Annotated in this window: 17 protein-coding genes; 4 read left to right on the plus strand and 13 right to left on the minus strand. The window is 55.3% G+C overall.

Features of this window, described 5'->3' with window-relative positions; all coding sequences use genetic code 11:
• Positions 1 to 3 precede the first annotated feature (3 nt).
• The 5 genes from asnB to AC53L6_RS05090 all read right to left on the minus strand — a co-directional run bounded on the left by asnB (position 4) and on the right by AC53L6_RS05090 (position 6,770).
• Positions 4 to 1,956: an asparagine synthase (glutamine-hydrolyzing) gene (asnB, locus tag AC53L6_RS05070; RefSeq protein ID WP_496907044.1), complete on the minus strand. Its 1,953-nt coding sequence runs from the start codon at positions 1,954 to 1,956 to the stop codon at positions 4 to 6.
• A gap of 64 nt (positions 1,957 to 2,020) precedes the next feature.
• Positions 2,021 to 2,854 (minus strand): CpsD/CapB family tyrosine-protein kinase, encoded by an 834-nt coding sequence (locus tag AC53L6_RS05075; RefSeq protein ID WP_299204277.1) that lies wholly within the window; start codon positions 2,852 to 2,854, stop codon positions 2,021 to 2,023.
• A 26-nt stretch (positions 2,855 to 2,880) separates the two neighbouring features.
• The gene (locus AC53L6_RS05080; protein WP_299774353.1) at positions 2,881 to 4,419 is read right to left on the minus strand and encodes a GumC family protein; all 1,539 of its coding nucleotides are present in this window, start codon (positions 4,417 to 4,419) and stop codon (positions 2,881 to 2,883) included.
• Positions 4,416 to 5,315, minus strand: coding sequence for an ExeA family protein (locus tag AC53L6_RS05085; protein WP_299601339.1), 900 nt, complete (start codon positions 5,313 to 5,315; stop codon positions 4,416 to 4,418). Before AC53L6_RS05085 ends, AC53L6_RS05080 begins: the two co-directional genes overlap by 4 nt.
• Before the next feature lie 159 nt (positions 5,316 to 5,474).
• Complete coding sequence (locus AC53L6_RS05090; protein WP_496907045.1) at positions 5,475 to 6,770, minus strand: glycosyltransferase family 4 protein; 1,296 nt, start codon at positions 6,768 to 6,770, stop codon at positions 5,475 to 5,477.
• A 566-nt stretch (positions 6,771 to 7,336) separates the two neighbouring features.
• Here AC53L6_RS05090 and AC53L6_RS05095 point away from each other — a divergent pair.
• The gene (locus AC53L6_RS05095; protein ID WP_496907046.1) at positions 7,337 to 7,996 is read left to right on the plus strand and encodes a VPLPA-CTERM sorting domain-containing protein; all 660 of its coding nucleotides are present in this window, start codon (positions 7,337 to 7,339) and stop codon (positions 7,994 to 7,996) included.
• Positions 7,997 to 8,169: 173 nt separating this feature from the next.
• Here the strand turns inward: AC53L6_RS05095 and AC53L6_RS05100 are convergent, their stop codons facing one another.
• From AC53L6_RS05100 to AC53L6_RS05135, 8 genes are all read right to left on the minus strand, one after another.
• A complete protein-coding gene (locus tag AC53L6_RS05100; protein ID WP_299704983.1) occupies positions 8,170 to 9,381 on the minus strand; it encodes a glycosyltransferase family 4 protein in 1,212 nt (403 codons plus the stop codon).
• Positions 9,372 to 10,436, minus strand: a complete 1,065-nt coding sequence (locus tag AC53L6_RS05105; RefSeq protein ID WP_496907047.1) for a glycosyltransferase family 61 protein — start codon at positions 10,434 to 10,436, stop codon at positions 9,372 to 9,374. Before AC53L6_RS05105 ends, AC53L6_RS05100 begins: the two co-directional genes overlap by 10 nt.
• The gene (locus tag AC53L6_RS05110) at positions 10,427 to 11,542 is read right to left on the minus strand and encodes a DegT/DnrJ/EryC1/StrS family aminotransferase (RefSeq protein WP_496907048.1); all 1,116 of its coding nucleotides are present in this window, start codon (positions 11,540 to 11,542) and stop codon (positions 10,427 to 10,429) included. The genes AC53L6_RS05105 and AC53L6_RS05110 overlap by 10 nt, the downstream gene beginning before the upstream one ends.
• 503 nt (positions 11,543 to 12,045) lie before the next feature.
• Positions 12,046 to 13,461, minus strand: coding sequence for a mannose-1-phosphate guanylyltransferase/mannose-6-phosphate isomerase (locus tag AC53L6_RS05115; RefSeq protein WP_496907049.1), 1,416 nt, complete (start codon positions 13,459 to 13,461; stop codon positions 12,046 to 12,048).
• A 70-nt stretch (positions 13,462 to 13,531) separates the two neighbouring features.
• Positions 13,532 to 14,404 carry a hypothetical protein gene (locus AC53L6_RS05120; RefSeq protein ID WP_299204251.1) on the minus strand — a complete coding sequence of 291 codons (873 nt, stop codon included), beginning with the start codon at positions 14,402 to 14,404 and terminating at the stop codon, positions 13,532 to 13,534.
• Between the two features lie 51 nt (positions 14,405 to 14,455).
• Complete coding sequence (locus AC53L6_RS05125) at positions 14,456 to 15,238, minus strand: WecB/TagA/CpsF family glycosyltransferase (RefSeq protein WP_299704973.1); 783 nt, start codon at positions 15,236 to 15,238, stop codon at positions 14,456 to 14,458.
• Between the two features lie 17 nt (positions 15,239 to 15,255).
• A complete protein-coding gene (locus tag AC53L6_RS05130; protein WP_299704971.1) occupies positions 15,256 to 16,125 on the minus strand; it encodes a hypothetical protein in 870 nt (289 codons plus the stop codon).
• 4 nt (positions 16,126 to 16,129) lie between these two features.
• Positions 16,130 to 17,221, minus strand: coding sequence for a Gfo/Idh/MocA family protein (locus AC53L6_RS05135; RefSeq protein ID WP_496907050.1), 1,092 nt, complete (start codon positions 17,219 to 17,221; stop codon positions 16,130 to 16,132).
• Positions 17,222 to 17,684: 463 nt separating this feature from the next.
• Here AC53L6_RS05135 and AC53L6_RS05140 point away from each other — a divergent pair, with 463 nt between their 5' ends.
• The 3 genes from AC53L6_RS05140 (at position 17,685) to AC53L6_RS05150 (ending at position 20,973) form a co-directional block, all read left to right on the plus strand.
• Positions 17,685 to 18,290 carry a polysaccharide biosynthesis/export family protein gene (locus tag AC53L6_RS05140; protein WP_299204239.1) on the plus strand — a complete coding sequence of 202 codons (606 nt, stop codon included), beginning with the start codon at positions 17,685 to 17,687 and terminating at the stop codon, positions 18,288 to 18,290.
• Between the two features lie 127 nt (positions 18,291 to 18,417).
• Positions 18,418 to 19,674, plus strand: a complete 1,257-nt coding sequence (locus tag AC53L6_RS05145; RefSeq protein ID WP_496907051.1) for a hypothetical protein — start codon at positions 18,418 to 18,420, stop codon at positions 19,672 to 19,674.
• A 33-nt stretch (positions 19,675 to 19,707) separates the two neighbouring features.
• Entirely contained in the window at positions 19,708 to 20,973 is a 1,266-nt protein-coding gene (locus AC53L6_RS05150; protein ID WP_496907052.1) for a glycosyltransferase family 4 protein, read from the plus strand.
• Positions 20,974 to 21,033: the final 60 nt, after the last annotated feature.

A 21,033-nucleotide genomic window follows, 5' to 3' on the forward strand; every position in this document is an offset into this window, starting at 1 on the left:
CACCTAGTTGCCTGAAAGGCTGAACTCTTCAAGCCACGCTTGAAACATAAGTACGTTCCATAGCTGCAGACCCCAATTGTGACTGCCCTTTTGATGCTGGTCCCACATCTGACGGATCAATGCCGGTTGCAGAAAACCCTCGCGTTTCAGTCGGTCAGGCGTGATCAACGCTTCGGCCCAGTCGCGCAAGCCACCGCGAAGCCAGAGGCCGATTGGCACTTCGAACCCCATCTTGGCCCGTTCAATCAAATCTTTGGGCACATGGCGATAAAGCACCTGACGCAAAAGCCACTTGGATTTGCCGTCGCGGATTTTCATATTCAATGGCAGCGGCCAGATGAACTCGGCCACCCGGTGATCCAGAAGGGGAGCCCGGCTTTCCAACGCCACCGACATTGTCGCGCGATCTACCTTGGTCAGGATGTCGTCCGGCATGTAGGCCAGCATGTCCAACTGCATCATGCGTTCGATGTCGGTAAGATCCCCCCGCGGCGGCAGGTGGTCAGCCAAGATCGACGGAGGGTTATTACCATTGATCACGGCGGCTTCAGGGAAGCGCCAGACCGACACCATCTTGCGATGTAACTCATCGACATTCCGGCTGCGCGCATAGTTTGCGATGCGGTGCATGCGCTGGCCATTGGGTTCCTTGCCTTGCGGTGTAGGCCGGATCGGCTCCATCACTGTGTTCAGCAAACTGGTGGGCAGCGAACGGATGGTTGCAGCGCCGAGGCTGCGCAACGGCTGGGGCAGGGCGCGCAGAATTTTGAGAAATCCCGCGCCTTGGCGATAACGATCATAGCCGCCAAAAAGCTCATCCCCTCCATCCCCCGACAAAGCGACCGTTACATGTTCGCGGGCCAGTTTGGCCACCAAATGGGTGGGGATTTGTGAGCTGTCGGCGAAAGGTTCGTCATACATCGCAGGCAATGCCGGGATCACGTCGCGCAGATCGGTGTCGGCTACGTAAAGCTCGGTGTGGTGAGTGCCAAGGTGCTGGGCAATTGCCTTGGCAAACTCTGCCTCATTGTAGCGCGCTTCATGAAATCCGATGGAAAAGGTGTGCACGGGACGGTCTGATAAGTGCTGCATCAGGCCCACTATGGTCGAACTATCAATGCCACCCGATAGGAAGGCACCAAGCGGCACGTCAGACATCGTCTGGTTGCTCACCGCGTCCAAGAGCAGGGCCTCAAGTTGGTCAATCGCCTCCTTGTCCGTCGGTACAGGCCCCTTGGGCATGGAGGCCACTGAACCCCCGTCCCAATAAAACCAGCGCCGCGGATCCGGTTGCGCATTTGACAATGTCGCCATCTCGCCTGGCCGCAGCTTCTGCACACCAGAATAGATGGTGAGATCTTCGGGGACATGGCCATGGCGCAGCATTGCCGTGAGTGCATCGCGGCGCACCTCGCCATGGAAAGCTGGATGGGCGCGCAGGGCCTTGAGTTCGGAGCCAAAGAGGAAAACACCCCCCTGCCAGCCGTAATACAGCGGTTTTTCCCCAAGCCGATCTCGGGCCAACGTCAAAGAGCGATCCTTGCGATCCCAAAGTGCGATGGCGAACATGCCTTCGGCGCGGGCCAACGTATCTTCGAGGCCCCATGCCGTGATACCTGCAAGCAATACCTCGGTATCTGAAGTGCCGCGCCAAGACGGAGCATGGCCCGCCTGTTCCAAGTCTCGCCTCAGGGCCGCGTGGTTGTAGATTTCACCATTGTAGACAATTTGGTATCGGTCACATGCAGATGCCATGGGCTGGTGTCCCGCCGGCGAAAGATCGACGATGGCCAATCGCAAATGACCAAGGCCAACGCCGGCTTCGGGGTCGATCCAAAGCCCCTGACTGTCCGGACCACGGTGGGAGATAGCGTCCATCATCGCCCGCAGGTGCGGTTCAGATCGCGCTTTGACTTCTGCCTGTCCGGAGAACAAAAACCCGGTAATGCCACACATAACGAATTTGAAACCTTAAAAATCTAAAAATGCTTGAGACCCGCGTAGACGGTCGCAGGACCCATTAATTGATGTCATTGGCAGACAGAGCGCTGCGGCGGCAACCATTCAATGCAACACCTAGAACATTGGTGTTGGCGGCAACCTCCATTTCACAACGATCCAAGTTACGAAAGCGGGTTTGCTCGGCACGGGCGACGATCAAGGCGCAATCAACATGCTGCAAAAAGGCCAAAGCCTTGTCCGATGACAGAGCAGAAGGCAGGTCAAAGACCATGATGTCGGGGGCGTATTCGCGTTGCACCTCATCGAGAAGATCAACGGTTCGATCCATCATCAGAAAGCGTGTGGGGTCTCGTTCGGGATGAGGCGATACGGAAACCGCCACATTCTCGGTCACGCGGACAGCCTGTTTGGCAAAGTCCACATTCCTAATAATCACCTCTGGCAGGCCATATCGCATCTTGAGATCAAAGAATGAATGAACCTCGGGCGATCCGAGGTCGAAGTCAAAGAGCATTGAGCGCATGCTTGATTGTCGCCCCAACCCGAGCGCCAGATTGCATGCCAAAGTCGTCTTGCCGCTGTTAGGTTCCGGCGATGTAATGGCCAGCCGGGTCCAACCGTTCTGTTCCATCTGTAGGACGATCTTAGTTCGTAGAATATCAAAAGGTGTGGCATCGGATGTTGCTTCACGCGAAACGATGCGATGGCGACGCAGCACAGCGGGGGCCAGGTCCACGCGCTGCAGTTCCTCCCACGCCGGAGTGGGATCATCTGCGGAAGAGCCCTTGGGCACTTGCTGCCGCCGCGATGTGACGGGGGCTGCAGTGGCTGGGCCACCGGTCTTTTGACGGGCGGTGCGGGCCTTTGAGAGGGCTGCCTGAAGCTTTTCCATGTGATGCTACCCTCTACACTCTCTGCTCATGCCAGCCCCAACTGGGCCAGAACCCGGTTTGCAATGATTTCCAGAGGCACAAGTTCGGTATGCACGTAATACAGAGCGGCTGGTACGCCCACGATGACGGCCGCCAACACTGCCAACTGCACGCTGCGGCGACGCCAACGTTCCGCCCTGCTATCCAAATATGGAATGACTCCAATCGGCATGATCTGAAACCGCGCCTGTAGTTCTGCCGGGTGGCGCACCTTTTGATTGAGAATTTCAAGGAGCACGAAATACGCCAGTGCCAGCCCCATGCCAATGGCGGCACCCATAGCTGCAATCCGCTTGCGCGGAGGTCCAGAGGGTTCCTGCGGCACGCTCGCGCCCTCAATCAGGCTGATCCGTTGACCTTGGGCGTTAATCTCGATCCGTTCTGCCATGCGCGCCTGGTTCAGGTTTTCAAGAACAGTGTTGTATCGGGCACGTGCGCTTTGCAGATCCCGGTCCAGCCGTTCCAGGGTTATGGAATTGGTGGCAGTGGCCGCAATCGCGAGGGACAGCCGCTCAAGCTCGTCGTTGACCCGTGTGATTTCCAGGTCGATCTGTTCTATGCGCTGATCCATCTCGGCTAGGGTGATATCCAGAAAAGACAGCTCGGTGTCCTCAGTCCCTTCACCTTCTCGGGGCTGGGCCCCTGCGATGCTACGCTCAAGCTGTGCAATTTGCCCGCGCAGCTGGATAACTCGTGGGTTTGACTCTGAATAAATTGTCAGCGCCTCTGCCAACTGCACATCCAATTCTTGCACGCGTAGCTCTTCGGGCGAAAGTGTTCGACGGGTATCATTGCCAAGCCGACCTGTAGCCTCGAATACAGCGATCATTTCGCTACGCTGTCCGACAATTGCAGCGCGGTCTTGCTCCAATCGGCCCACACGCTCTTGCAACGTGGATTGACGATCCTGCCGATAGAGCAGGTCGTCCGGCAACGCATTCACGTTCTGGTTCTTGAATTCGATGATGCGGTTGGATTGCGTGTCTATCTCGGCCGCAAGCCGTTCGGACTCTTGTTCAAAGAAGGACAACGTGTTTTCCGCGCGCTCGCGCCGGAACGAGCTGTTGGCCTCGAGAACCAATGTCACGTAGTCGTTTACAACGTTGGCAGCAGTTTGCCCGTCTGAGGCCTCGAATGTCAGCGACATCAGCGTGGCCTGACCCCGCCCGCCGCTGCGAAAGATACGAGTGCTGTCCCGCATGCCTTGCACAACTCTGTCGGGGGTCAACGCGCTCATGTTGTCAAACACCTGATACTTTTGCGCGATCTCGACTAGGTTGGCGCGGGTCATCAGCTGTTCTTGAATAAGCTGCAATTGTTCAGCTGCTTCAGTCTGAACCATCGAGACCACCATCTCATCCGGGATTTGCGGCGGATCAACTTGCAGGCGGGCGGTCGATTCAAAGGTAGGCGGCAACTGAAAGGCCGTTACAACAGCAAGGCCTGAGCAGACCAGAAACAGGGCCATCATTGCCGGCATCCGGCGCATCAACAGTGACCAATAAAAGCGCAGCGGAAGGTTCATTCCGCGGCCTCCCCCGGGAGACCATCAGGCACCACGGCGTATCTACTGCTGGACAAAAAAAACGGACGTCCCGGCGCCGTAAGGATAACACCGTCTGCCAAAAGTTCGTCTACCAAGCGCTCATCCACGACAGTCGTTTCAGCGCTAACGGCGTAAACAAGGGAGAGATCGCATATCTTGTTGATTTCTCTAGGAATTCCGCCGCTGACGCGATGTATCGCTGTCATAGCTGCGTCAGTAAACTCTTCGCCCGTGCCGCCGACATGCTGCAAACGCGAGCGTATGTAGCTGCAACTGGTGTCATGATCCATCGGCTCCAGATGATAGCTGACCGACACACGTTGTGCGAATTGACGCAACTCGGGCTGTGCAATGACCTCCCGCAACTCGGGTTGTCCCAGAAGAACCAGCTGTAAAAGCTCATCCTTGCCCGAGTTGATGTTTGTGAGCATTCGCAACTCTTCGAGTGTCTCTGGCGACAGGTTCTGAGCCTCATCAATGATGAGCAGAACCGATAATCCCGCCGCGTACTGAGCCAGCACAAAATCCACAAATTGTTGGAACAGCGCGACATAGTCAGCTTGCGGTTCTGCAGGCTGATCGAACGCGTTCAGCACCCAACGCAGCAGCTCGCCTCTGCCCCCTTGGGCGTTGGAAATCAAACCAACAACTACATCGCTATGAACTTGCGAGATAAGCGCTTGTAACAAAGTGGTTTTTCCCGCGCCCACTTCTCCGGTCAACACGGTGATCGGCGCTTGGGTCATCAGCCCATATTCCAAGACGGAAAAGGCACGTGTATGCCCCCGCGACCAGAAAATAAAATCGGGGTCGGGCAACAGCGTGAATGGACGCTCCCGAAACTGGAAATGTTTGAGGTACAAATCCGTTTTCAATGGTCTACCTAAATAAATCAGCCTTATGCGACCAGGAAATCATCTCGCGCAGGAGCGTCTTTGTATCACTTGGTCCGCTAGAATTACAGTGTCATGCGGTACATTTACGACAAGTGTGGCATAGAACTACGGCAAAACCGGGGCTTTGTCATGCAGGCATCACACGCTTTCCCGCGCGGCGAGTGGATCGGGCTTGTTTTTACGGTGGCCCAGTACCCAATCATAAACTTCGATGATCTGCTTGGCCTTGGCTGGCCAAGTAAAGTGCGTCAGGGCCCGATCTTGCGCGGCTTGCCCCAATTTGGGCAGTACGGTCGGGTCAGCCGCAATGGCTTCAAGTTGATTTTGAAGCGCCGCAATCACAACGGGCCGGTCATCGATCGCCACCTTGAAACCTGTTCCCGGGATAACCAACTCGCCGGGCCCACCATAGTCGACAACAACGGGAACAACACCCAGTGCCATGGCTTCCAGCACGACGCCACCACCAAATTCACGGATACTTGGGAAGGTTAGAAGATGGGCCTTGGCCGCAATATCCTGAACCGTTTTGTGGTCAATCCAGCCATGAAAGGTAACTGCATCAGCAACACCCAATCGATCCACCAGTGCACGCACCTCTGGCATCATCGGTCCATCGCCAATCATATCGAGTGTCATGCGCCCATCTTTCAATAGCGGCGCGGCCGCTTCGACAAGCATGTCGGTCCCTTTGCAAGGGTCCATGCGGGCAATGAAACAGGCCCGCAACGGCAGTGTTCCCGGTTGCTCTGCTGTCTGGTTGAAACGTGCCGGATCAATCGCATTTTCCGGCAGATGCACACATTTATGGTGATGGGTTGTCGGGATCTCCCTCAAGGTGGATTGAGAGCCGGTGATGATCGCCGAAGCACTCTTCAGCATTGCTCGGCGTCCTGGGACAAGCCGGTATGTCCAGCGAATATGAGACAACCAGTCCCGTTCGCGCCGTCGTTCTCGCTGAAATCCCTTTGGCCAAGGGACGCCACCATTCAACGGACCTACCACAAAGGGCACACCCGCCTTTGCACATTTTGGTGCCAGCGAACTGTTGGCTGATTGAGACAAGGGCGTGACACGGTGAACCACATCATACTTGCCTGCCATTATATCCTGCCCAAACTTCTGCCAAACCAAACGCTCAAAGTAAGGATATGTCACCGCTGCGATCGCCGTCGTTCCAGACCAGCCCAGCTTAATTTTTTCGGACAAGGCATACATCGGGCGCGCCAAAGCTTCGGTATCAATCGCGGTGAAATCGATACCTTCTTCCCAACCTGCGCGCACAATTGCATCCCGGTTGCGCACCTGGGTCACAAGATGAGCATCAACGGCGTCACGCAAAGCCGATGCAAGCGACCAGCCAACCAAAGGCACACTCGTCCATTCCGGATTGGCCGCTTCAGCAATCACTAAAACTCTGTGTTTGCGTTCCATCTCATACCCACCTTTTGAATGCTTGGGGAACGCACGGGCAGTGCAAGTCAAAAAACTCAATCCAAATACTTGGTTTTGGTGGCACAAATCGGATTGTACGACAAGAGGGCTGCGCAGATAGACGAGCACGGGGGGGCGGAGGTGCAGGGCATGTGTTCGTCAATCGTGCATATCCTTCCGACGCAAGACGGTCTCAATCAGCGCCTTTAGACGGCTGCTCAGCTTCGTATCACCAACGGAGTAAACTGATTCGATTGGCCGAGGGCGTTCACAGAAGCTCTCAGAAACTCAATGCTTCGCTCACAACCGCGCGTAGCATTTAACAATCTCAGGTAGGAAATGCCGACGCTTCCCACACTTTTCGCCTCCGATGATTCAACCAAAAAGAGAAAAGTCATGCTTAATCAGCTATTTGTAAGATTGCGCATTCGGTACAAAGCATGTTAAACATTAATTAATAAGTCGGTTTGGACGACGTTAGAAGCGTCCAGTTTTTATGAAGTGGTACAGAAGTTATGATTTTTGACCTGAGTAATAGATTGAGCGCGTGTGTGTTTTCAGTCGCTTTGGCATTTGTTGGTTCCACCGCCAGTGCGACGACAATCAATTTCGACGTTAATGAGTATTACACGAGCGGAACCAATACCTACACAAGCACAGACGGCTCGGTCGACGTGGCCGTTGATGGCGTTCGCGTGAACCGATTTGGCACGATCACGAATACCGAAAACTACTGGACGTCCAGCTGGGATGGTCCCGGCGATAATGGCGGTCTCGGTGTTTATGATTGCCGCTGGGCGAACTCGTGTCTGGACAACAGCCAAATCGATGGCGCGGGCCCCGACGAATTCGCACTCCTCGATTTTGGTGACCTGATAGTTCAGATCACGTCCATTACGTTCTCGTTTTGGGACAACGACGATACGTTCGCTTACGGCGTATACGAAGACACGGCTGTCCCTTCGACACCTGTAGTGTACGAAGATAATCAGGGTGGCGGCGCTAACAACCCTTACACTTTCGCGTTCGGCGAAGGTGAGTTGGTAGGGTCCATCATCGGCTTTGGCGTAGACAGCTGGAATGATAACTTCCGCCTGCAGAACATAACGTTTGATCTGGTATCGGCTGTGCCGTTGCCCGCTGGCGGTCTATTGATCCTGACCGGTTTGGGTGGTTTGGCACTTATGCGTCGGCGGCGCACCATCACGGCGATAGCCACGGCCTGAACTGGGTAAAATTCGAAAGACTTTGGGCCAGCCTCCACGCTGGCCCTTTTCTTTTGTTTGCCAGTCCTTTTTGATGCTGTGACGGGCAGTGCCGACTCTGAGAATGCAAACTGCGTTTTTCTAGGTTTGCCACAATCTCTGCATTTGAGTGATGAACGCCTCTGTGAAGTTGGTCAGGATTTGGAAACGGTTTGCATCTCAGGTAAGGCGATTTGCATCAAGTGTCTGACGCGTTGAACTTCCGTTCTCTCAAAACAGTGTTCCAAAGCAAAATCACGGGAGAGCACTGCCATCTGCGCAACTTCATCCCGCGCTACGTGCAGCTCAGCAACCTTTTTGGCCAAGGCATCGCTGTCTTGCAGAGGAACACTCCAACCTGCACCTGACTTGCGCAAAACACCTGCCCAGGCTTCATTGTCATAGCCGACGATGGGTGTGCCGCAGGACATGACCTCTGGGTAAGTGCTGGATGGATCCCCTTGCGGGTGGCAGCAAATGAACAAATCTGCTTCCTCGCGCAGGAATGGAACCCAACCCGTCCTGAAATCCATGGCGGGCCGTAGTCGTATGCTCGGATCACCCATGGCGGAGACTTCGTTTTGCAATGACTCTTGCAAAGGCCCGCTACCCACAATGTCCAGCGTGAAGGGGATGTTCAATTCGCGTAACGCACGGGCCACCTTGGGAAGGTCCTGGACACCTTTCATCGCGACAAGGCGTCCGCCGAACACCAGGCGCAAGGGATTGCCCTCTTTAACCCGCTTCGCTTTGGCGGCCAGATCGTCCTCTGATATGACGTGGGCATTGCGCACACGGTTATCAAAGAAAAGATGGGCGTCTGGAACCAATGCTTTGTAGTGATCATAGGTGGGCGTTCCACTGCATTGCAGTCCCGCAGCGTAGTTGCGAAGTATGTGAACGCGCGTTTTTTCAGCCTGCCGAATCCATAGCTTGCGTCGCACCCGCAACACTGGGTTGGTTGTGGTTGCATCCACGATCTGCGCTTCTGTTTTGGGTGTGTATTCACTGGTGAAAACGATCGGCACCTGCATTTGGTGGCACAGTTCGGCGGTTTCAGCCTCCTGCGGCGCCAGGTGCGCCAACACAGCCGTCACGTTCTGTAGTCGGCGGACCAAATCCTCGGCCGCCGTCGGCCGTCGTTCCAGTGCTGGGGGCGAGACATTCAGATCAACTTCAACCAAATCCATCTCGGAATTCGGCGTTTTGTCCACGGTGATCAACGATGTTACTTTGCCGGGCCAGAGTTTTTCAAACTCTGCAACACCGTCCAGGTACTTTTGTGTGAGGAAGAGCGATCCATTCTCGTCCTCATGTGCGGCGAGGCTGGGCAGTAAGATCAATTCTGGTTGCGGGATCACGCGCATGGCACCAAGTCCAAAATGCGTTTCATCTCGTCAAGATCGACGGTGAATCCATCTTCTGCCGGATGTCCAACCACGAAGGCAAACCCAAGTTCCAGCCGGTCGGCAAACTCCTTGTAAGGCAGCGCAAATCGATCCGGTGGCTGGATAACCACAAGTGTTCCACTGTCTGCCAACGTATACATGGTATGGGCCAGATGACTTCCTTCAACGCCGATGATGACAGGCGCATTAAGCAAACGCTGCGCAATCTCTTCAGCAGTCAGTTTTACTGGTTCGACAATGTCAAAGCCCAACTTTGTGAGGAGCTGTTCCAAGGCGGCCTCGTTCGCCACTACGCGCCGCTCCCCTGTTGTTCCACGCTTGAGGTAGACCCTCTTCGGAGTCTTTGAGTCCGATCCTTTGAAATGATCCTGTACCCTTTGGCGCAGTTCCCTATAGCGCGCTGCTTTCGAACTGTTCTGGGAAAAATCCGAATATACTGTCAGTTCGCTGATCCGAGCTGCAGCTGTACGGGGCGGTCTGGGCAGGGACAGAATCTTGCGATAACCGGCCTCATGCCCATACGCGTTGGTGGTAACCGTGATACATGGCGCGCCTTCGGGTGGCAAAAGGCCCAAAGGCAGTTCATCACGCATGTAACTGCCAAAATAGTGACTGCCGGCCCATTGCGACATCATATGGGCCGACTTGAGCTTTTGCACGTGACCAGCTTGGTTCGCAAACAGACGCTCTGCCCCAAACCCGGGTTGAGCCTTGGCCGCTCCACAGTAAAGAAAGGCATCGCGCAGGTCCACATCCTTGATCATGTACGCACGTGTCGCGGCATGTTCCGCTTGCCCACCTTTGACGAGAAGCCACTGTCTTTCCCAATCGCACCAGGGCGAGATTCCTGTGACCCGGTCCATTGACCCATCAAGGCAAATGGCAGGCGGAACTTCTGCCTTTTCTGCCGGGCAGATTTCCCAACTGTGACTGGCCTGTGACAGCAAGTCTTTGGCATGGCGCGCCACCAGTCGCCGGATACCCCATTTCAGATAGGGTGTATTCAGCCGCATGGGTCGCAAATACAGGCAATAATCCTGTCCTGATCTGTCGACGCCAAGTCAGGGTAGAGCGGCAGACACAGCACTTGTTCTGAAGCCCGCCGTGCGTTGTCCAAACCGCCGGGCGATACGTCGGAATACATCGGTAGATCTGCCAGCAAGGGATAGAAATACTTCCGCGCGTGGACGCCTACGTCTTGCAGTTTCTGATACAGGATATCCCGCGACATCGGGTACTGCTGCCCCACAAGGATGGGAAAGGAGTAGTAGTTTAGGCCGGCGCGATTGGGCGGACAAACGCAGGTAACGCCCGGAATCCCTGACATCTGATCCCAATACCTCTGCGAAACTCCTGCTCTTTTCTCAATGTCACTGGCCACGTAGGGCAATTGCGCCAAGCCGAGAGCGGCATGGAGCTCGCTCATTTTGGCATTGAGCCCCAATGCTTCAATTTGCGTTTCATCTACGATGCCATAGTTGCACAGTCGGTCGATCAACTGCTTGGTTTTGGCATCATGCGAGATGATGGCGCCACCTTCAAAGGTGCTGAAGACCTTGGTGGCATGAAAGCTGACGACTGAAAGATCGCCATGACGTAGCAAGCTACCGCCTTCGTCAACAGCTCCGAAGCAGTGCGCCCCGTCATATATCACGGGGATATTGTGGCGTGCCCCAATCTCGGCCAACGCTTCGACATCACAAGGGTTTGCATAGCAATGCACCGGGAAAATGGCGCGGGTGCGCGGGGTGATACGCCGTTCGACATCTTTGGGATCCAGATTCAGCGTTACAGGATCGATGTCGGCAAAGACCAGGTCGAAGCCGACCCAGCGGGCCGCATGTGCCGTCGCCACAAATGAAAAGGCCGGGGTAATAACCTCGCCTTGATCAATGCCCAAGCTACGCAGCGCAACCATGCAACCCAATGTGGCATTCGCCACAATGGAGACATGCGGCACATCCAGATAACGTTCGAGTTCGGTTTCAAAACGCTGCAGTAGGGGGCCGCGATTGGTCAAAAAGCGGCTGTTCCAAATCTCCTTCAAAAGATCCTCAATATCATCGCGCGGCGGTAAGGTTGGACGCGTGACATACAACGGGTCGTGAGGCACAATCATTCCTAATCACTACAACTTTAATCAATGCTCATAATAGTATAACTTTCCGAATTTGCGGGCGAGACAAATTTTTGTACCCGGACGGTTTGGGAGGTGCAGTTCATCAAATGTCATTCCGTGGCTCATTTTATCTGACTAGATGTGGCGCCACGCTTGCCGAGAATTGATCGCATGACGCCACGGACTGTTGTTTTCAGGTGTGCCGCAGCCCAATTGAAACCTTCACATTCTGAGAAGCCTTCATTGTCGACGAAGCTCTACTGGACTTCCCGATGGTTTCCCACACTGAAGCCAGGGCCTTGAAACATATGTTGGGTGCTTGGTAGTGCGATTTATTGCACATCTACGCGCGTTCGTGGCCTGCGACAGCCCCATTTATTGGATGTCGTACTGTACAAATAGCAAATTAGATTTGGCGCGGTAAGGTCCGCTTAGCTGAGCCTCGTAAGATTTGGATTATGCTATTCATGCGGCTTACGTCAGACGGCAAGCGCGTGGACAGCTCACCCACGCGCATAAACGTCTTCGTAACGGATGATATCGTCTTCCCCCAAGTAACTGCCTGTTTGCACCTCAATCAGCACCATAGGTACTTTGCCTGGGTTTTCCATACGGTGCTTGGCGCCAAGGGGAATGTAAACAGACTGGTTCTCGCTCACCAACTTGACGTCGTCATTGATTGTCACCTTGGCGGTTCCTTCGACGACAATCCAATGTTCGGACCGGTGATGGTGGCTTTGCAGGCTCAAGGCGGCGCCGGGATGGACATGGATGCGTTTGACTTGAAAGCGCTGGCCGATGACAAGGCTTTCGAACCAGCCCCAAGGGCGGTGGTCTTTTGGGAAAGTTGTCGCCTGTAAGGCTTGTTTCGCCTTCAAGGCAACCACGGCCTCCTTCACATCTTGGGCCCGGGATTTGTCGGCAACAAGTACCGCATCCGGCATTGCCACAGCGACGATGTTGTCGAGGCCGATGCCCACAAGTTCGAGCGTTTCGACTTCGGAGCGCAAAAGCGTGTCGTGGCAGTCGATGGCTGTGGCACCAATCGACAAGGCCACGCCGTCCGCATCAGGATCTGTTTCGCGCCACACAGCGTCCCAACCACCCAGATCGGACCAGCCAGCTTGAAACGGGACAACACTCAGATTGTCAGCGCGTTCCATGACGGCATAGTCGATCGAGATCTCCTCGGCCTTCGCCCAAGGCTCGGGTGCGAGGCGCAAAAAACCAAGATCAGGCTGCGCCATTTCACAGGCTTCGCGCACAGGCGCAATGAGCGAGGGCGCATGCGCTTCGAACGCGGCAATGATATCGGAGGCGCGAAACAGAAAAATCCCGCTGTTCCAAAGATGCCGGCCGCCCGCGACCATTGCAGTCGCACGTTCGGCGTCAGGCTTTTCTACAAATCGGGTGAGCGAAACCGGCGTGTCTCCCTCTGGAATTGAGGCCAACTCCAGATACCCGTACCCGGTCTCTGGATGTGTCGGAGTAATGCCAAAGGTCACCAGTTGCCCATTTTGCGCAGGACCAGAACCGATTTCTACAGCCTTGCGAAATGCATCCGCATCCGGAACAACATGGTCCGAAGGCGCAACCAACATCAACGCAGCTGGATCGTTTGCCGCCACATGGAAGGCCGCAGCCAGAATGGCGGGCGCGGTGTTGCGACCCTCGGGCTCAATTAAGATCGCGCCGGGGTCAATACCGATTTCGTGCAACTGCTCGGTCACGATAAAGCGAAAATCCGAGGCCGTGACCGCGATGGGTGCTGCAAATTTCGGGCCAGAAAGACGCCGAGCCGAGGCCTGAAACAAGGTCTCCTCACCCAGAATTGCAGCAAACTGCTTGGGATAAGACTTGCGGCTCAGCGGCCAAAGGCGCGTACCGGAACCGCCGCAGAGTAAAACAGGGGTAATCATGCTCTGTCCTCTGGAGTTGAGTACACTGGAAAAGACATCATGCAATTCCTTTCGCCAAAGCAGCTTTCCCTTAACCCGCCGCTTTCAACTTGAGCAGATCCTGCAGGTGTTCCTGCCGCTCGCCACCCACATAAGTATTGTAAGCGGGATGCTCGAACAGGTGTGCGTAGTAAATCTGGAACCGATAGGCCAAGTGATCAAAGCTCAGCAGGTTCTGGTTCCGATGAATTTTCACCGCATCCTGTTGCGCGTTGAATTCGTTGATCGCAAGGATCTGACCGTTGTGGGGCCCATACATCTCGGTTTCGGAGCCAAGCACGTCGTCAAAATACATGAACTGGCGCGGCAAAAAGGCGTCAGGATGTGACTTGATCTTGTCATACAGGCGGAAGCTCTCCCGGGTCGACGACCAGTAGTCGGTATCGTTGAAGATCGCACCGATCGGTGCTGGGTTATATTCCTCTATGAACCCGTCGATGCTGTCTCGGATGTTGCCCAACACCAGCTTTGCTTGCGGGACCCGCGCCTTGAGCGCTGGCACATCCATCCGGTACTGCGCGGCTGCGAACCAATAGGGCAAGTCGGCCTCGCCTTCGGGGTCTGGCATGCCTTCGCCAGTATCAAACCCATAGCAGTCGACCGTGACCCCGGTCATTTTTTTCACTTCTTCGGCGAATGCGCACATGTAGACCAAGCCGTTGCCGCCCGCGACGCCAAATTCGATCGCCGAAATTCGGTCGTGTCCCAGTCGCACGGCCAGCTCCGCCGCCTTGAGCATGCAGTAAGAATAGTGCGGCCGCTCCACGATCTGCATATCCATCTTGAACGCGGTCGAATACTTCATGAAACCGTCTGTTGCGCGCACCATGGCGCGGACCGGTAACGCCAGCAGGGAACGCTGGAATTCCGGAGATACCAAAAAGCTGCCAATAAGTTTCTTCATTACACTGTCCCAATGCTTTTCTTTAATGTGATGTGACCGGGTCTGTCGCTTCTATGTATTCTTGAACGGATCCCGGTAGCGTCCCAGCTTTTGCTTCAGGACCGCCCACAAGAAGGGCGGCTCGTGCACCACGTAGCGATGAAAGCGGGCGCGGGGTTCCTTTAACAAGCGGTATAGCCATTCAAACCCCCATTCCGTGATCCAGACGGGCGGGCGGGCGAATGTGCCGCTTTCATAATCGATCGTGCCGCCAAGCGGCAGCCACAGTTTCACGCCGGGCATGCGATCACGATACTTCATTATGAATTTCTCCTGCCGCGCCCCAGCCAGACCCACCAAGCACACCGTGGCACCGCTGTCATTGATGGCGGCGATCATGCGGTCGATCTCTGCCGGATCCTCGTCAAAGGCAAAAGACGGGCTGTCAGTGCCCACGATCATCTCGCGTCCCACCTTTTCATTGACGTTCTTGGCGGCCAGCTCGGCAATGCCCGGTTTGCCGCCGCAGAGGAACACGGTCATCGACGGGTCATCGGCGTAGCGCGTGTAAAATTTCGGAAAATAGTCCGAGCCAGACACCCGCTCGCCAACGGGTGTGCCCAGCCATTTCGTTGCAAAATACATGATCTGACTGTCGCACGTAATCACGTCGAACTGATCCAGCAGATCATAGAATTCACGATCCTGCTGTAGCTTCATGATCATGTCCACGTGCAAGGTCAGCATGACGCCCTCGCGAAACTGCTCGACCAGATCGTCCATGGAAACATCATGCACCCACGCATTCAGCATCGGTACGCGTTTCATCTGTCCAAGGCCCTGGTTTGTATCCATGCTGCGCCCGTCCGCCATCACACTGCCTCGCCCATGTACTGATCCACCAATTCTTTCGTGCCACGGATGTTACCAGCGGAAGATGCGCCAAAGACAATGCTTTCGACGCCAGGCAGTTCGGAAATCCAGTGGATCGCTTCATCTGCAGGGATTGCGCCAGACGCATAGACCGACATGGCTACCGCGCGCACCCGCCCCGATTTCAGAGCGTCGAGATAGGCGTCAAATCCCCCCGACATGCGAAAACCGATCTTGTTGATGTTGGAACATATGATCGGTTGTTCGATCCCTTCTTTTTCCAACGCATCCAAAAGGGCGGGCATGTTCATGGTGATGTAAGCCGGTTCCACCCCCCAGCTTTCCCGCACATGATCATCAAAAATCTTGAAGGCCCGGGTGAACCCCATACCAAGCAGCAGGTCGGTAAAAACGTTCTGGATAAAGACCACAGGAGCTTTCGTGCCCTCGAACATCTTCATTTCCATGTCGATCAGCACCTTCGAGATGCCGTCAACCTCTTTCGTGGCGAGCGCCTTGCCACCTGCCAGTGCCGTGGACAGAAGACCGTCCTTGGGCATGAACTCTCGCAGAGCACCTACCATTCCATGCTCGGTCACTGCATTGGCGTATTTGTGAGCGTAAGGCATGCAGGGATAGAACTGGAACTTGTCGTACTTCACCGGGTCCGCTTTGACCCGTGCTGCAACTTCTGCAATGCGGTCGTGGGTCGTGCACATGAACGTGTGGATGCCGGATTCATAGGCAGTGTCCAGCACTTCCATGATCGCGTCGGTCTTTTGAAACCGCATGGCCTGGGCACGGGCCTTTTCTTCGGACATGTGGTTGATGCCGAAAAACTGGTTGTCGCCAAACAAAAGTTTATCCATTGCGCTACCTCCCGAACCAGCTGCGTTTCTTCACCGCCTGAGGCGCAGCTGCGCGCGCTTCGCCCACGGGCATGCCGGTCTCGGAGTTTTCAATGATCATCGCCATGGTTTTGTCTGTTTGCGTGGCCGAAGCAAAATCATTTTCGCGGGCCACTGTTTCACCTGCCTGTATGGCGCCGACAAACTCATCGATCTGGGCGGAGTATTCTTCTCCGCGCAAATAGAACCAACGATCTTCAGTCAACTCGGTGGTGTATTTCACAGTCCAACCCGCGCCGTAGCCTTCCAGCCCATCTACGGGTTTACGCAGATAGGCCTGGCATTCCTGCCGATCCGCATACAGACGCCCATTGGTGCCGATAAGACTGATCTTGGTGGACATTTTGCGATGGCTTTCATCGGACCAATTCACCGACAGCTGTGCCGTTGGTCCGTCGTTCCAGCGCAGGGTTGAAAAGACCTCGTCGTCCGTTCCTTCTGAAAAAACCTGCCCCAGATGCGATCCGATCACCTGATCCGGTGCGCCAAAAAACCAGTTCAAAAGGTTCAGGGGATGCGCTGCGTAGTCATAAAGACAGCCGCCGCCTTCGGATTTCTCGGTCCGCCAAGTTGCCTTCTTCGAACGCAGGACAACCGGACCATAGGCCTCTGCCAACACGTGGGTGATGCGACCGATGGCACCCGCCTCAATCAAGCGCTTCATCTCGCCAAAGGCACCGACGTAGCGATAATGATAGCCCACTTGGGCAACGCGCCCCTTGTCCCTTGCCAAGTCTGTCAGGCGCTGGCTGTCCGCCCAATTCAGACAAAATGGTTTTTCACAGAAAACATGCAGACCCGTGTCCAATGCTGCCTTGGCCATGGGCGCGTGCAGGCGCGACGGCGTAGCAATCACCACCGCGTCCAGCGGCTCTTGCGCCAGCATGGCGTCAAAGTCCTTGTAGATGGGTGTTTGGATGTTCTTGCCAAGCACATCAACCATGAAGCCCGCCCCATCACAGGCAACCGACTCCACGTCCGGGTGTGCATTGACCATGGAAAAATGGCTCAGACCCATCTTGCCCAGTCCAACAACGGCAACCTTGAGTTTTTTCAAAACCTTGCCTTATCTCTTTGTTCAAAATTCAAATAAAATATACGCATAAAATAGAGCGCTGTTGACTTAGTATACGTATCTGCCATTCGCACGGCCATGCAACTGTTATTGGTCAGTTTTATGGCCACAACATGAGCTTTGCGGGGCACCGCGCCGCGAAACCAGTCACCTTGTACGTTAAGTTCTTCGCTGAGAAGGGCGCCCCAGACAAGAACGATCCAGCAAGAGAAACCCTCGGACATGCGATATAGCATGTGTCGCGCGACTATCGCGTTGCAGCTTAAGACACCCGTTTCTGACCACACAGCACTTTACAAAGCACCGGTTCAGGCCTGATCCAGCGTGTTAAATAGAGAACATATATCCAAGAAACTCCATTATTGAGAGCAAACATGCTTTTCAGAATGAGAATCTGGCCCTACGACATTGGGTAACGAGCATGGTCCGAACCGGGAACCAACCTGTGACGCGCATCATTTTATTCATTTCGCTGGCGCTGGCCATCGTATTTAGCACTTTGTCCGCGGCCGACGCGCAAAGCAACTATCGTGTGCGTACGGGCGATACGCTGGAAATTCAGGTGCTCGAGGATCCGAGCCTGGACAGATCAGTTCGGGTGCTGCCGGATGGCCGCTTCACATTCCCCTTTGCAGGAACCCTGCGCGCAGCGGGGCTGACCATCGCTCAGATTGAGCGCAATATTCGCATCGCTATCTCCAGTAACTTTGCGACCGAACCAAACGTTTTCGTATTTGTGGTACCGGAAGAGCGCGAGCCGCTGGAGCCGCAGACGATCAACGTCTATCTACTGGGTGAATTCAATACGCCGGGTCTGGCAGAAATGCCTCCCGGAACCACCATTTTGCAAGCGCTGTCCATGGGTGGCGGTATGACACGGTTCGCTGCTGTCAAACGCCTTCAATTGCGCCGCACAGATCATAAAACGGGCATCCAAACGGTCCGGAAAATCAACTACAAGGCCCTGGCCGAAGGGGCTGCATTGAGCAACGATATCGTGCTGAAGGACGGGGATGTTATTCTTGTACCAGAAAGGCGCTTGTTCGAATAACTCCCGCGAACAGGCTGATAGAGGCGAAGCACGATATTGGGTGCGCCTTGTAGGGACGGGTTCCATTGGTGTTTGTGCGCTGGCGTTTGCCGGCCAGGCCCAGGAGCTGCCTGAGAGCGCTCAACGTATGTTTCTCGATCTTCGCAGTGGCTTGGAATGGTCCGACAATCCTGACTTGGGTGTCACCGGAGACAGCCGTCTGATCAGCCGTACACGTCTGGATTTCTCACTCGAACGGCGCACATCCATCGATACGTTTACCTTAGGACTAGGCGGCGATCTGGTTTTTGGTGAGGACACCGATGAGACGGTGGAAAACTCGGACGCGCGGCTTCGTTGGGACCGGGATGTCGGACGGTCACGCATCGGGCTTGGCGTGACCTTGGAAAATGCTGAGCTGGACAGCACAAGTTTTGCAACGGGCGAGAGCGCGGAAAGCGTAGATTTTGACACCTTCGACGGCGGCAACCGCCGCAGTACCCGGTTCGAGCTGGAAGGTGCCTTTGGAATTGATAGCCCCTTGGGCGCCAGTTACCGCTTGTCACAAACCAGCATAACCTATGAGGATACCGACGACCCCTCTCTTTTGGATGCAGATGTGACCGATCTGAGCTTCTCGGTTACGGCTGCAATGGATCAGACAACAACTGTGGGTCTCATTGGCAGCCTGTCGGATTTTGATGAGAAAGGGGCCGGTGCCCTCGACACACAGTCGGTTCGATTGGGCGGTGAACTGCGCTCGGACATCACATCAACCCTTGCAGGACACTTTGCGCTGGGCTGGCAAGAGACTGAGCAATCTGGCACCACGACAACCCGTACTGACGGTATCTTCGCCGATGGAGAGCTCACCTGGACCCGTCCCAATGGCACGGCCGGATTGGTTTTAGACAGCCCCATTGATGTCAATGGTCGCCGCACGACTGTGCAATTTCAACGTACGCTCGAGCTGCCGCGCGGCGGCTTCGGCTATTCGATTGGCCTGTCTCGTGCCGACGAACTTGGCACCCGGCCTCTTTTTGGTTTGAACTGGGAATACCAGATGCCGCGCGCCACATTCACGGCCGACCTCTCTCAGACGCCGACGACTACGCGTGACAACGTGGAAACGATCAACTCGGTGCTCAGTCTCAACCTGAACCAGCAGCTCACATCCCGAAGCAGTTTGGATGTGTTGTTTTCCCTCCGCGATGCTGATGAAGAAGGTGTCGGGGCAAGCGACACGCGCCGCGTCGGGCTTGATCTGACTTATCGACACGACTTGGCCCAGGATTGGGATTTAGTGGGGCAGTTTTCTACCGTTCGCATCATTGAGACAGGCAGTGCCGATCGCGACGCCAACACGCTTTTCCTGGGATTGGAAAAGCGGTTTGGGTGGAACTAAGCAGAGCGCATCGTGCCATTGAAGGATCACGCCATGGCATCGAAGGCCCTTGCCTTGCCCCGTATTGCATATCTGACCGGGCTTTATCCGCTCGTTTCACTAACGTTCATCGAGCGGGAAATCGCAGCCTTGCGGGACTTGGGCGCTGAAATTCATACGGTGTCCGTGCGCGAAACCGCGGAAAGCCAGCATAGCGGCGCAGAGGGGCGTGCAGCAGCAGCCTCGACCCATTATCTACTGCGCGAGGCTAAGAACCCCTTGAGGCTTCTCCAAGCGCAACTGCGGCTCTTTAAAGAACCAGCGCGTTATTTTACTGCTTTGCGCACCGCGTGGCGCCTGCGCAATCCTGGCCTGAAGTCGATGCTCTACCAGATGATCTATTTTCTGGAAGCAACGCTTATGGCTGATTTCGTTGACCAGAAGGGCATCGGCCATATCCACAGCCACTTTGCCACCAACGGCACCATGGTCGCCCTGCTGACCAAAGAGCTGACCGGCGTGCCCTACTCGTTCACCCTGCATGGTCCTGTTGACCTCTTTGAACCCGAAGGACTTAAGTTGGGTGCAAAGGCCGAGAATGCTGCGTTTGTCGCCGTGATCAGTCACTTTGCACGTTCGCAACTGATGCTGTTTGTTGATCAGACCCACTGGGATCGGTTCCGCATCATCCATTGCGGTGTGGATCCCATCCTCTATGCCGATGCTCCTGCCTTGCCACAGAACGCAGATGGGTGTCGTCTGCTTTTTGTTGGACGCCTTGATCCCGAAAAAGGGGTCCACGTGCTGTTCGAGGCGTTGGACGATCTGATGCCTACCCATACAGGTGTAACGCTGACAATGGTGGGTGACGGTCAGGATCGGGCCAAACTGGAAGTCGCCGCAGCACGGTTCGGTGATCGTGTTCGCTTTACCGGTTATCTGGATCAGGCTGGCGTCGCACAGGTGCTTGCAGATCATGATGTACTGGTCTTGCCCAGTTTCTCCGAAGGTCTGCCCGTGATCCTGATGGAGGCCCTTGCAAGCGCACGCCCGGTGGTGACCACTCAAGTGGCCGGAGTTGGCGAGCTGGTCCGGCACGGGGAAACCGGACTTATCGCCCCACCGGGAGACGTCCAGACCCTTCGCCGCCATTTAGAAACCATCATTGTCGACAGCGCTCTGCGCGCGCGTATGGGTGCAGCTGGCCCTTCCGTGGTCGCTGCCGACTTCGACGTAGCACAAGAAGCAGCGCAGCTCGCCAACCTGATCGCAGGAAAGTTGGGCGAAAATCCGCGCCATACGGATACGGATTCGACCTGAATTGCGGCAGAATTCGGCCTTGAGGCCCACTAATTAGCAAAACCTCGCCGAAACTGTGCG

It is taken from the genome of Tateyamaria sp. LSS28 (genome assembly GCF_059611725.1).